The following is a 12,979-nucleotide window of genomic DNA, read 5'->3' as shown; positions in this document are numbered from 1 at the left end:
ACAGGATAACCACGCTGCAAAGCCTCGGTTCGTGCGGCGAATATGGACCGGAAGCGCGGCGGAACTTCTGCTTTGGAGGTAAAAATGGCCTATGCCATTCCGATGATCGAGCCGCATTCCCGCAAGCGGGCAATCGCCTACTCCGGCATTTCCTGGTCCTGCCTGTTTTTCGGCCCCTTTCCGGCGCTGTATCGCGGCCATATCCTCGGCTTTGTTGGTATGTCTTTGGTCAATCTCGCGACCCTTGGATTCTCCATGCCCGTCTTCATCTTTGTCTATAATGCCTGGCACTACCATTCCCTGCTGGCGCGGGGATACCAGCCGGCGAGAAACAGTTATAGCGCGCTTGAGGAAGAATCGGTTTACATGTCGCCCAGCCTTCAGGACTATACGGAAGATATTTATGATACCGGGGACGCACCGCGACAGCAGCAGATCAGGCTGGCGTCGCCAAAATTATCCGACCGCCTGATCGATGATCATCGGCAGGGCGCCTTCCTGAAGAAGTAAAAGGGAAAACCCCGTTTAAAGCAGCATGACGCTGGTCGTGACGTGGGAGACCGGCTTTGACGCGTCCCCCATATGCAGATTTATTTCCCCGTAAACAAGTCGCTTGCCGGATTTAATCACCTTGGCGACGGCGAACATTTCCTCTCCCTCTGCCGGGCGGAGGAAGGTGGTTTGCATATTCACCGAAGTCATGGAGACGAAGGAACCCGCGTTGGTGGCAACCGCGAACACCATGGCCGTATCGGCCAGCGCCATGATGGCCTGACCGCAGATCATGCCCCCCAGACGGTTGATCCTCTTGGTTGCGGGAATGCGCAAGGTGGCGCTTCCCGGTGAAATATCGGTAATGGTGATATCCAGCTCCTTGATCCAGTCGGAGAAGCTGTTTTCAAAAAATTTCCGGGCTTCTTCTATGGTTATTTCTGACATGCGGCCCTTTGTTGTTAGATTTTTGCCGTTCTTACAATGGCGCATGTTCCAGATCGGGGCAATATGCAATGCAATTCCCCATCCATCTGGCGGAGTATCCTTTTCCTTTACCTTGACCGCGAATCCCCTAATATTTCTAAAAAGTAAAACACAGGGAGCAGGGAATGTTTATCTCACAATTATTGATGCGCGCGGTGCAAACCAAGCGCGACAGCATCGCCACCATCTGCGCCGGGCGGGAGCGGACCTATGGCGAGTTTGCGATACGGGTGCAGAAGTTTGCCGGAGCGCTCCGGTCCCTCGGCATTACGGAGGGAGAGCGGGTCGCCATTCTCGCCCATAACTCGGACCGATATCTGGAATTCTATTATGCAACGCCCTGGGCGGGCGGGGTGTTTGTTCCCGTCAATACGCGCCTAGCGGTGCCGGAGTTTGCTTATTGGCTGAAGGATTCCGGATCGGAAATCCTGCTGGTCGACGATGCCTTTGCACCTGCTGTCCCGGAGCTTAAGAAACGAGTCGCGAGCTTGAGGGAGGTTATCTATATCGGCGATGGCGCCACGCCGGAGGGTATGCTGAACTATGAGGAACTGTTGGCCGATCATGATCCGGTGCCGGATGCGGGCCGGGGCTTTGATGATCTTGCGGGGCTGTTCTATACCGGCGGGACGACGGGTGTCTCGAAAGGCGTGATGCTCAGCCATTCAAACTTTATTGTGAATACGCTGAACTCCATGCCCTGCTTTAACTTCAAGGAGGATGCACGCTGGCTGCATGTGGCGCCGATGTTCCATATCGCGGACGGCGCGGCGGTCTTCGGGACGACCATGGGCCTCGGCGTGCATGTCTTCATTCCGGGCTTCACACCGAAAGGCACGATGGAGGCAGTTCAGGAATATAAGATCACAAATACGCTTCTGGTGCCGACCATGGTCAATATGGTGGTCAATGATCCGGATATCGCCAATTATGATATGTCCAGCCTGAAAGACATCATCTACGGTGCGTCCCCGATGCCGGAGGCGGTGATCATGAAGGCGTTGGAAGTCTTGCCGGGCACGGGCTTCACCCACGCCTATGGCCAGACCGAATGCGCGCCGCTAGTCACTTTTACCGGGCCGGAATTCCATGTGCTGGAGGGGCCGAACGCGGGCCGGTTCAAATCCGCCGGTCGGCCGGTCTATTCCTGCGAGGTACGGATTCTCGATGCCAATGATGAGGAAGTGCCCCCCGGCACCGTCGGGGAGGTCTGCGTGCGCGGCGCCAATGTCATGCTTGGCTACTGGAACAAGCCCGAACAGACGGCCGAAGCCTTGCGTGGTGGCTGGATGCATTCCGGCGACGGCGGCTATATGGATGAACAGGGCTTCGTTTACATCGTTGACCGGGTGAAGGACATGATCATTTCCGGCGGGGAGAATGTGTATTCCGCCGAAGTGGAAAACGCGGTTTATCAGCATCCGGCGGTCGCCGAATGTGCCGTGATTGGCGTGCCCCATGAAACCTGGGGCGAGCAGGTGCATGCCATCGTCCGCCTGCATGAGGGGCAGGCGGCGACGGATGCGGAAATTATCGAGTTCAGCCATACCCTGATTGCCGGGTTCAAATGCCCGCGCAGCGTTGATTTTACCAGCGATCCGCTGCCGCTCTCGGGGGCGGGGAAGATTCTTAAAACCGAACTGCGCAAGCCCTATTGGGCGACAAAGGAAAAGCAGGTCAGCTAGGCCCGGTTGCGGCGGGATTATTCCCGCCGCGAACAATCCCGGATCTCGACACGCCGTTGTGGCAGGTTTTCGCTGTTGTCCTCCCCGCGACCGATCATATGCAGGGCGGTCTTGTCGAGGCCGGCGTCCATCATCAAGTCAGTGACGGCCGCCGCGCGTTGGCGGGACAAGCGATAGTTATCAAATTTTGATCCGCTTGGGTCGGAATGCCCCGAAATAACAATAAGCTGGCTACCGGCCTCCCTGTAGTCCGAGGCAAGCTTGCTGATCAAGCTGACGGATTCCTTACCGGTGATATGGGTTGACCCCACGCCAAAGGTAACGATCATTTGTGGCGAGAGATCCCAGCAATAATCCGGGATCCTTGCCGTAACCTGATTGGTGTAGTCAAACTCCACCTTGGTGAGCGCAAAGCTGACGCGATTAAGACCCTCTTCCAGTTTTGTCAGCGCTGCCTTTGATCTTGCGGCGTTACGCTCCAATACGCTCAGTTTTTGGTTCAGGCTATCCGTATTCAGCTCTTCTCGTTGCTTCGTCGAAGTGTTGAGGGCGCTGATATTCTCATTGTTCTCGCGAGCGAGGTTCTCAATTGTGCCGATCCTGTTTTCAAGGCCGGACAGTTGTCCATCCTTTTCCGTATGCTCTTCGCTGTAAAGAGGGCCAAGGTTTTCCAGCGGGACAGCGAAGGGCAGGCGGGTGCTGCCGTTAAAGAAAAGCTCATAACGGGAAGTAGAGCCGAGATAGAGCAACGTTTCCGAATTATCTCCTTTCTTTAACTGGACCACCGGAAAGTTGAAAAAACTCGACAGGCTTTTCCGGAATTTTTCCGGAACGTTCACATCTTCCTGTAGTTCCGCAAGATCGCTATGGCAGAGGTTTGAAATGTTCAACCCGGGAAAGAGCTTCGGCGTTTCCTGCGCTGCAGGGACGATTTTCTTGTCAGCAACCATAATAATACATTTGCGCAGGTCGCGGGCTTCATGCCCGGCATACAGGATGGAGCCGGTGGAGGCGAAACCGAGCATCAGGATTGTTACAGAAAAACGATGGTTATTAAAGGTGCTGATGGCCAGAAACCGTTGATAGATATTCCGCGCGATTTCTGCCGGGTCCGGGCCAACGGCGGGGGATAGCGTCTTTTTGTGGCGATGAAGCGAGAGCGCGAGATGCTCCCGCCCGATGAGGATTTGCGACGGGTTCTTCCGGTTGCGTTTGGGCAGAAGAAACACGAACATATGCAGGACGTTGAGCACAAAAATACCGAGGCTGAGACTGATAATCTTGAGCCGCTGGCGAGGTTTCATATGTTTATGTGACGTGGTCATCGTGATTTTGACCAGAAGCCAGACCCCGAAGAGTACAGCGAGAATGATCGTATAGAAGATCCAGACCTTCAAAACGATGACTATCAACATGCCGCCATTTCTGAGCGCGCTGATAAAAAAGTCTTCAAGGCCCGCATATTTCAGATACTGCAGGTCAAAAACACCGTAATGCAGCGTTTCGAAAAACAGGCCGAACAAAAAGAAATAGCATAGCACCAGCGTGGTCAGGAACGGGACCAGCAGGGCCAGGTTATAGGTGCGGTTTACTCTCAGATGCACCTCACAGAAGATTTCATCATCCAGGGCTTTGTTTCGACAGCGCCGCCCGGCGCGCGTTATTCCTTCACATTGCATGGTTTGATGCCTCTAGTTTTAATAAGAGATAAATAAACCTATAAATAGTAAGTAAAACATTATTAACAAGTATTACGTGTATTTATGCGAAAAAATTCATCTGGGCCTTGGGAAAACCTGCCTTGCGCTTGTCCTTGCTCCCGGATCGTATTAACTAGAGGCTATAGTTTTCACGAAAGAGAAGAATATGCCCCAATATCGATCAAGAACCACCACGCAGGGACGTAACATGGCTGGCGCGCGGGCGCTCTGGCGGGCCACCGGCATGAAAGACGGCGATTTTGAAAAGCCGATTATCGCGATTGCCAACAGTTTCACGCAATTTGTCCCCGGCCATGTGCATCTGAAGGATCTTGGCCAGATGGTCGCGCGGGAAATCGAGAAATGCGGCGGTGTCGCCAAGGAATTCAATACCATTGCCGTCGATGATGGCATCGCCATGGGCCATGACGGCATGCTCTACAGCCTGCCCTCGCGCGAGGTGATTGCCGACGCGGTGGAATATATGGTCAATGGCCATTGCGCGGACGCGCTGGTCTGCATTTCCAACTGCGACAAGATCACGCCGGGCATGCTGATGGCGGCGATGCGGCTCAACATCCCGACGGTGTTCGTCTCCGGTGGCCCGATGGAGGCCGGCAAGGGCATGGCCGATGGCAAGGAAATCGGCCTCGACCTGATTGATGCGATGATCCAGGCGGGAGATCCTAACGTTACCGATGAGCAGGTCGCGGAAGTCGAACGCTCCGCCTGTCCGACCTGCGGGTCCTGTTCCGGCATGTTTACCGCCAACTCCATGAACTGCCTGACTGAGGCACTCGGCCTCGCGCTGCCCGGAAACGGCAGTATGCTGGCGACCCATGCGGATCGGAAGCAGCTCTTCCTCGATGCGGCGCGGACCATTGTTGATATCACCCGCCGTCATTATGAAATGGACGAGGCGGGCCTATTGCCACGGGAGATCGCGTCGTTCAACGCGTTCGAGAATGCCATGTCGCTTGATATTGCCATGGGCGGCTCGACAAATACGGTGCTCCATCTCCTTGCTGCCGCGCAGGAAGGCGAAATTGATTTCACCATGCAAGACATTGATCGCTTGAGCCGCGGTATACCGAACCTGTGCAAGGTCGCGCCAAGTACGCAGAACTACCATATGGAGGATGTACATCGGGCTGGCGGCATCATGGCCCTGCTGGGGGAACTGTCCCGGGCGGAGCTTCTACACACGGACGTACCGACGGTACATTCACCGAGCATGGCCGAAGCGATCGAGCTTTGGGACGTCACCCAGACCCGCAGCAATACGGTGCAGGAATTTTATCGCGCCGGCCCTGGCGGGGTGCGCACGACGGAGGCATTCAGCCAGTCCAAGCGCTATCCGAGCCTGGATACAGACCGGGAAAATGGCTGTATTCGGTCCAAGGAACATGCTTACTCGCAGGACGGCGGGCTTGCCGTTCTCTACGGGAACATTGCGCTGGATGGGTGTATCGTCAAGACGGCCGGCGTTGATGAGAGCATTCTCAAGTTTTCCGGCCCGGCACGCCTGTTCGAAAGTCAGGACGCCGCGGTCGAGGCCATTCTCGGTGACAAGGTCGTGGCCGGAGACGTGGTCGTGATTGTTTATGAGGGACCGAAGGGCGGCCCCGGAATGCAGGAAATGCTGTACCCGACCTCCTACCTGAAGTCGAAGGGCCTCGGTAAGGAATGTGCGCTGCTGACGGACGGACGTTTCTCTGGCGGCACCTCCGGTCTGTCCATCGGTCATGCTTCCCCGGAAGCGGCGGAAGGCGGGGCGATCGGCCTGGTGGAGGAAGGGGATATCATCGATATCGACATCCCGAACCGGACCATAAGCTTGCGTATTTCCGATGATGAACTGGCCGACCGCCGGATCAAGATGGATGCGAAGGGGGCCAAGGGCTGGGCGCCAACAAAACCGCGCGCCCGGAAAGTCTCCCAAGCCCTTCGTGCCTATGCCGCGCTGACCACCAGCGCCGCCCGTGGCGCTGTCCGCGACGTGAGCCAGCTCAAGCGCTAAGCCAGCTTCAATCAACGAAAAAGCCCGCCGGCATCCCCGGCGGGCTTTTTTATGCATAGAGGAGGAAAGGCAGCAGAAGCGCTAATCCGCGAGATCGACCCAGATCGGTGTATGATCGGAGGGTTTTTCCTGGCCGCGCGGGCCCTTGTCGATACCGACTTCCGTCATCCGGTCGGTCGCCTGCGGCGAGAGGAGGAGATGGTCGATGCGGATGCCGTGATCCTTTTGCCACGCCCCCCGTTGATAATCCCAATAGGTGTAGTTCACATCCGGCGTGAAGGCGCGATAAGCATCGGTGTAGCCAAAATTAAGAAGCTGGCGGAAGCGGTTGCGGCTCTCAATGCGGGTGAGGGCATCACCTTCCCAGGCTTTCGGGTCGTAGCAATCTTCATCCTGCGGAATAACATTATAGTCGCCCGCAAGCACCGTCGGTTCCTCCAGTGTGAGGAGGTGTTTCCCGCGGGTGATCAGCCGGTCCATCCATCCAAGCTTATAGGGAAACTTTTCCGTGTCCGTCGGGTTGCCGTTCGGCAGGTAGATGGAAGCGATGCGGACATTGCCTACTGTCGCCTCGATATAGCGGGCCTGTTCGTCCGCATCATCGCCCGGCAGGCCGCGCATCACATCCTCGATTGGGTGTTTGGAGAGGATCGCCACCCCGTTATAGGTCTTCTGGCCATGGGTCTCGACATTATAGCCCAGTTCCTCGACCTCCAGCCGCGGGAAATTGTCGTCGATGACTTTCAGTTCCTGCAGGCAGAGCACATCGGGGGCGTAATCCTTCAGGTAGTCGACAAGCCGCGGCAGGCGCGCTTTCACCGAATTGACGTTCCAGCTGGCTATCTTCATGTCACCCCTCACATAAAACAAAAGCCCGGCGAAAACCGGGCCTTTTTTCTAACATCTTTGCCGCGTCAATCAAATGGCAAATGATGATCCACAGGAGCAGGACGCCGTCGCGTTCGGGTTCTTGATCTGGAAGGACGCACCGATCATGTCCTCAACGAAATCAATTTCCGACCCGGCGAGATACATCAGGGACAGCTGGTCCACAAGCAGGGTCGCGCCCTTGTTGATGACCGCCACATCGTCCGGGTTTTGCGTATCCTCAAGATCGAAACTGTACTGAAAACCAGAGCAACCGCCGCCATTCACCGCAACACGCAACATCTTCTTGTCGGAGTTCATTTCCTCGACAATGGCATTTATTCGATCAGCCGCCGATTCTGACAGTTTGACGGGCGGTTCTATTGTATCCATGACAGACATTTATCTTTAATTCCCAAATGACAAAGGCATTTCACCTCCGTTATAGAGACTATATAGCAAATGATGTATTAATCATATGCCTGTTTGTCAATTGATCGCCCCGGAAAAGTACCGCATTTTATGTCTATCAGCTATATAACTCATGCCCGAAGGGCTCTTGACGCCGCCCTTGAGGGGATTGGACTGCCGGATCGTCAGGCGCAGGAGGCAGTGCGGCAGGAAATTATTCTGCGCCCTCCCAGGGAACGTAGTTGGGGTGACCTCTCAACAAATTCTTCTATTATATTGAAATCAAATAAGAACATAGATTCTAAAGAAGCGTCGGATAGCCTTGCTTTCGCGTTTAAAAAGCTGGAAGGGATTGCCGATGTTCGGTTGGAGAAAAATGGCTATATCAATCTCATATATAACAATAAATACTGGTTAAAAAATATTTTACTGGTTAAGGGTGAAGGAGCGGAATTCGGGACTGAAGGGATGGCGGTCGAAAAAATCGATGGTCCTGTTCCGGCGGAGGTAAATGATCTCTTCAGTTACCGTCAAAAGATGAATGCCGAGATATTGGGACGGATTGCCACGCTGATCGGCGCTGAATGGGACCGGGGCGTCCAGCCGGAGAGGGAGGCAACCGGATTCCCTCTACCTTCTGCCATTGCACGATGCACAGAGGCGAAGTTAAAGTTCGCCCTGATCGCCAATCCGCCGGGCTTTATTGATGCGTTCAGCCCTATTTTAGCCATAGACAAGAGCTACGATAATCCTGTTTTCGCCATTCCCTATGCGCGGTTGATGCTCGCGCGGTTCATGACGGCGATGGAAGAGGCGAAATCCGAGTTGGGCGAGGGGGTGGATATGTCGGTTTTGAAATTACCTGAAGAGGTGGCGTTGGCGCGGCGTATGAACGACTGGCCGCTAGCGCTTGAGCGCACTGTGTTGAAGCGGGATTGTTTTTATCTCGCCTCTTTCCTCCAGGAGCTTTCCTTGCTATTTTTCAAACTCGTTGAGAGGGTCCATCCTATATCGTCAGGTTACCTGACGACACGGGCGGAACGGTCGGCACGGCATGTTCTGCTGGTTGCCCTTGAGACAATTATAATCGGCGGCGTCACACTTCTCGGCGTCGATTCTGTAAAGGAGTACGGTTAAGTGACTGGCGAAGATGATTATCTGGACGATGACTTCTATGATGGCGAGGATGAGCCCCGTGTAAGCCGCCGAAAATGGATTGGCGGCATTCTCGCCCTCCTGATAGTTGGCGGTTTCGGCATTGGCATCTGGTATGCCTATGACCAAGGCGTGAAAAAGGGTGTCCAGCTTGCCCCTCCGATCATCAGCGCTGACACCACACCTGTAAAAATCAAGCCCGAGGATCCGGGCGGGATGGAAATACCCAATCAGGATAAGCAGGTTTTTAATGTGCTTCAATCGGAGGAGGCGTCCGAAAAGGTCGAAAAGCTGATGCCGCCACCGGAGGATGCCACAAGAGACGAGGCGGTTGAAACGGCGCCGGAAACGGCCGTGAGTGATGTCGAAAAAGCGGCGGATGAAAACAAACTTGAAACCCTTATTGAGAAAGCAACGAAGGAAGCGCCGACAAGCAAGTCAGAGGCCACTGAAACGGCGGCTGTGAACGATAATGCCGTGGTGGCGATTGAAAAGCCTGCGGAGGTGGCCGAGAAAGTCGAGCCAAAGCCTGTCGAGAAAAAGGTTGAAGTCGCGGCAGTGCCCACTCCCAAGGCAGTGGATGCGCCCAAAACAAGCGGGCCAATGTACCGGGTACAGGTCGGTTCTTTCCGGTCTTCTGATGCGGCAGAGAAACAATGGTCGATGCTCTCCTCCAAATTCGAATCGCTTCTCTCCGGCCTCAGCTATCGTGTGGAGAATGTCGCGGTTGAGGACAAGGGTACCTATTTCCGGTTGCAGCTTGGTGCATATGGCAGTCGTGATAGTGCAAACAAGCTATGTAGCGATCTGAAGGCGCAGAAGCAGGATTGTCTCGTTGTCAGCGGTTGATTTATCCAACTGCAAGTCTGTCATTTTTGGATGTGAGGGAACCAAGCTCTCGGCGGCGGAGAAGAAATTCTTCAAGGCGGAGCAGCCTTTCGGCTTTATCCTCTTTGCCCGGAATGTTGAGACACCGAAGCAGCTCAAGAAACTTGTCAAATCCTTGCGCAGCGCGGTCGGGCGCCCCGATGCGCCTGTCCTGATCGATCAGGAGGGTGGCCGGGTGCAACGCCTGCGCAGCCCCCACTGGTTTGAGGCAAAGCCCTTCGGCTATTTCGGGGATCTCTATGAAACAGAACCGGAGCGCGCCATTGAGGCGCTGCGGCTCACAACGCGCTTGATCAACTCGGACCTGAGGGAGGCGGGGATCACCGTCAATTGTTCGCCCTGCCTTGACCTCCGGCTCCCGGAAACTGTCGATGCTATCGGAAATCGCGCTTTCGCGGGCGATCCGGAAATTGTTGCGCGGTTCGGCGCGGTGGTAGTGGAGGAAATGCTGACGGCGGGCATAATCCCGGTCATCAAGCACATTCCGGGCCATGGCCGGGCAACAGTCGACAGCCATCTCGCCTTGCCCCATGTTCCGACGCCCCACAATGTCTTGCAGGAAACTGATTTTGCGCCCTTCAAGGCGCTTTCCATGCTGCCCTGGGGGATGACAAGTCATATCGTTTTTGACGATATCGATCCAGATCAACCAGCGACCCAGTCCAGGACCATTGTTGAAGATGTAATCCGCGGGGAGATTGGCTTTAGCGGATTATTGCTAACCGATGACCTCAATATGGAGGCACTTTCGGGCGGCCTTGCCGAGAGGGCAACGGCTGCATTGGCGGCTGGTGTGGATATCGTTCTTCATTGCTCGGGCGTTCTCGCTGAGATGCAGGAAGTGGCGGCCGTCTGCCCGCTGCTAGGGGAAGAAGCGCAGGCGCGGATCGACCGCGGCAATCGCGTGTTTGATCATCCGCCGGGTAAATGGGACCGCGATGCGGACCAAGTGCGGCTAACGGAGCTGTTGAGCGGGGATGCCGCGTAATGGATATTGGCAATATAGTTTACCAGATTTCTGTCTGGTTGGTTCCGGCCCTTTCGGCCATCACCCTGCATGAGGCCGCGCATGGTTTCGTTGCCTGGAAACTGGGCGATGATACGGCGAAGCGGCTGGGACGGGTGACCTTTAACCCGTTCAAGCATATCGACCCGATGGGCACGATTATCATCCCCGGATTCCTGCTGCTGATCAAGGCGCCATTCCTGTTTGGCTATGCCAAGCCGGTGCCGGTCAATTTCGGCCGCCTCGGCAATCCACGCCGCGACATGATCTGGGTGGCGCTGGCCGGGCCGGGCATGAATTTCCTGCTCGCCTTCCTTTTTGCACTCGGCTTTCATCTTTTGCCGCTGTTCCCGGGGGAGATGGCTCAATGGTTCGCCCTTAATTGCAAAAACGGTATTATTCTCAATGTCGTATTGGGTGTTTTTAACCTGCTTCCGCTGCCGCCGCTGGACGGCGGGCGGGTGGCCGTTGGCATTCTTCCGGATAGACTTGCCTTGCCACTTGCCCGGCTGGAACGCTATGGGTTCTTTATACTGATCGGGGTGATTTTCATCCTTCCCATGATCACGCGCCAACTTGGCATGGAGGTTGATCTGCTGAACTGGCTGTTCACAGGACCCATCAGCTATGTGGTCAATCTGATTGCCAATCTGGCGGGTCTGGGCTAGGCTTTTGTGATGTTGACATGGTCACGAGAAGCATACGAGGCAACGCACCGTGGATAAGGGGTCCTTCGACGACGCGGGGCAGAAAAACACCGAGGTTATTCCGCTTACCTCCCAAGCCCTTCTGGTAGATCTTGACGGCTATGAAGGGCCGTTGGATGTTTTGCTGGTGCTCGCGCGGGACCAGAAGGTCGATCTCCTTAAAATCTCCATCCTGCAGCTGGCGGAGCAGTATCTCGCCTTTATCGAGCAGGCCCGCGCCCTGCGTCTTGAGGTGGCGGCGGACTATCTGGTGATGGCGGCCTGGCTCGCCTATCTGAAATCGCGTCTGTTGCTCCCGGCCGAAGAAGATGACGGCCCGAGCGGGGAGGAACTCGCGGACCGGCTCGCGTTTTTGCTGAAAAAACTGGAAGCGATGCGCGAGGCGGCGGAGAAGCTGATGAACGGGACGGTTGTCGGGCGTGACCGGCTGCAACGCGGCCGCCCGGAAGCCATCCGTATTACCCGGCATTCGAAATATGAATGTACCTTGCGCGAACTCTTGCAGGCCTATGCCGCGCAGAAAGAGCGAAAGGGAATTATCAATCCGCTCCGGCTGATGCGCGATGCCGTCTTCTCAGTAGAGGCAGCGCTTGATCGGCTTGAAAAGATGCTCGGAACCCTGCCGGAATGGACGGACCTGATGGCCTATTTGCCGGAAAATATCTCTGACCCGTTCAGCCGCCGTTCGGCCCAGGCATCGACATTGCTTGCGAGCCTGCAGATGGCAAAGGAAGGACAGCTCGAGCTTCGTCAGGGCGCGACATTCGGACCAATACAGGTGAAGAAGAGGAAGAGCGGACAATGAGTCTGGATCCTGAGCATGTCAGAATGGCGGAAGCCTTGCTTTTTGCCTCAAAAGAGCCGCTGGATGAGGCCGTCTTGGCTGAACGATTGCCCGAGGGGGCCGATATCCCTGCCATTCTCTCCACCATAGAGGAGCAATACCGCCATAAGGGCGTGAACCTTGCCCGGCTCGCGGGTAAATGGACCTTCCTGACCGCGCCGGACCTTTCCTGGTTACTGGAAGAGGAGCGGGAGACCACTCGGCGTCTCAGCCGCGCAGCACTGGAAACCCTCGCGATTATTGCCTATCACCAACCTGCGACCCGCGCTGAAATCGAGGAAATCCGCGGGGTGGGACTCAGTCGCGGGACCATGGATGTATTGTTCGATGCGGGCTGGATTCGCCCGCGTGGCCGCCGCCGGACACCGGGCCGGCCCGTCACCTATGGCGTGACAGAAGACTTCCTTATTCATTTCGGCCTTGATGATATTAAGGATCTGCCAGGATTTGACGAGATGAAAGCCGCTGGCCTGCTCAGCACGGAACCCACCGGGATTTTCAATGATCTTGCCCAAACAGAAGAAGACGCCCTCGAAGACGAGGAAGAGAAGGAATTTTAACTTCTTCGTGCGCCGCGGCGAATTGCCGCTCAAATCAGACTTTTAATTGACATTGCAAATGATTATTATTTACCGATAGGGCGGATCGCGGTATGAACGCCGTTTCGGGCACACTGGATTGAGGAACTTTTTTGGCCGCACTGGAGTTTGAAAATCAG

13 protein-coding genes are annotated in these 12,979 nt (G+C 55.5%); 9 read left to right on the top strand and 4 right to left on the bottom strand.

Annotated features, from left to right (window positions below; translation table 11 throughout):
- Window positions 1–84 precede the first annotated feature (84 nt).
- On the top strand, window positions 85–510 hold the full coding sequence (locus tag GQE98_RS09505; protein WP_161315409.1) for a hypothetical protein: 426 nt from the start codon (window positions 85–87) through the stop codon (window positions 508–510).
- 15 nt (window positions 511–525) lie between these two features.
- Here GQE98_RS09505 and GQE98_RS09500 read toward each other — a convergent pair whose 3' ends face one another.
- Window positions 526–939: a PaaI family thioesterase gene (locus tag GQE98_RS09500; protein WP_161315408.1), complete on the bottom strand. Its 414-nt coding sequence runs from the start codon at window positions 937–939 to the stop codon at window positions 526–528.
- Window positions 940–1,103: 164 nt separating this feature from the next.
- Here GQE98_RS09500 and GQE98_RS09495 point away from each other — a divergent pair, with 164 nt between their 5' ends.
- Window positions 1,104–2,663, top strand: coding sequence for an acyl-CoA synthetase (locus GQE98_RS09495; protein ID WP_161315407.1), 1,560 nt, complete (start codon window positions 1,104–1,106; stop codon window positions 2,661–2,663).
- 17 nt (window positions 2,664–2,680) lie between these two features.
- Here GQE98_RS09495 and GQE98_RS09490 read toward each other — a convergent pair whose 3' ends face one another.
- A complete protein-coding gene (locus tag GQE98_RS09490; protein WP_161315406.1) occupies window positions 2,681–4,342 on the bottom strand; it encodes an OmpA family protein in 1,662 nt (553 codons plus the stop codon).
- A gap of 187 nt (window positions 4,343–4,529) precedes the next feature.
- On the opposite strand from GQE98_RS09490, the gene ilvD reads away from it, so the two are divergent.
- Entirely contained in the window at window positions 4,530–6,383 is a 1,854-nt protein-coding gene (gene ilvD, locus GQE98_RS09485; RefSeq protein ID WP_161315405.1) for a dihydroxy-acid dehydratase, read from the top strand.
- An 81-nt stretch (window positions 6,384–6,464) separates the two neighbouring features.
- On the opposite strand, the gene xth is transcribed toward ilvD, so the two are convergent.
- Window positions 6,465–7,232: an exodeoxyribonuclease III gene (gene xth, locus GQE98_RS09480; RefSeq protein WP_161316259.1), complete on the bottom strand. Its 768-nt coding sequence runs from the start codon at window positions 7,230–7,232 to the stop codon at window positions 6,465–6,467.
- Window positions 7,233–7,301: 69 nt separating this feature from the next.
- On the bottom strand, window positions 7,302–7,652 hold the full coding sequence (erpA, locus tag GQE98_RS09475; protein ID WP_161315404.1) for an iron-sulfur cluster insertion protein ErpA: 351 nt from the start codon (window positions 7,650–7,652) through the stop codon (window positions 7,302–7,304).
- Between the two features lie 120 nt (window positions 7,653–7,772).
- Between erpA and GQE98_RS09470 the strand changes: the two genes are divergently transcribed.
- Genes GQE98_RS09470 through scpB form a run of 6 tightly spaced genes read left to right on the top strand, consistent with a single transcriptional unit; the run spans window position 7,773 to window position 12,821 of the window.
- Window positions 7,773–8,798, top strand: coding sequence for a DALR anticodon-binding domain-containing protein (locus GQE98_RS09470; protein WP_161315403.1), 1,026 nt, complete (start codon window positions 7,773–7,775; stop codon window positions 8,796–8,798).
- Window positions 8,799–9,665, top strand: coding sequence for an SPOR domain-containing protein (locus GQE98_RS18440; protein ID WP_161315402.1), 867 nt, complete (start codon window positions 8,799–8,801; stop codon window positions 9,663–9,665).
- Entirely contained in the window at window positions 9,652–10,692 is a 1,041-nt protein-coding gene (gene nagZ, locus GQE98_RS09460; RefSeq protein ID WP_161315401.1) for a beta-N-acetylhexosaminidase, read from the top strand. The genes GQE98_RS18440 and nagZ overlap by 14 nt, the downstream gene beginning before the upstream one ends.
- The gene (locus tag GQE98_RS09455; protein ID WP_161315400.1) at window positions 10,692–11,378 is read left to right on the top strand and encodes a site-2 protease family protein; all 687 of its coding nucleotides are present in this window, start codon (window positions 10,692–10,694) and stop codon (window positions 11,376–11,378) included. The genes nagZ and GQE98_RS09455 overlap by 1 nt, the downstream gene beginning before the upstream one ends.
- A gap of 49 nt (window positions 11,379–11,427) precedes the next feature.
- Complete coding sequence (locus GQE98_RS09450) at window positions 11,428–12,222, top strand: segregation and condensation protein A (RefSeq protein ID WP_343044187.1); 795 nt, start codon at window positions 11,428–11,430, stop codon at window positions 12,220–12,222.
- The gene (gene scpB / locus GQE98_RS09445) at window positions 12,219–12,821 is read left to right on the top strand and encodes an SMC-Scp complex subunit ScpB (RefSeq protein ID WP_161315399.1); all 603 of its coding nucleotides are present in this window, start codon (window positions 12,219–12,221) and stop codon (window positions 12,819–12,821) included. Before GQE98_RS09450 ends, scpB begins: the two co-directional genes overlap by 4 nt.
- Window positions 12,822–12,979 lie beyond the last annotated feature (158 nt).

Source organism: Sneathiella litorea (assembly GCF_009882915.1).
In the GTDB taxonomy this organism is placed as follows: domain Bacteria; phylum Pseudomonadota; class Alphaproteobacteria; order Sneathiellales; family Sneathiellaceae; genus Sneathiella; species Sneathiella litorea.
Note: the sequence above shows the minus strand (reverse complement) of the source record. Positions and strands in the feature narration are given on the sequence as shown.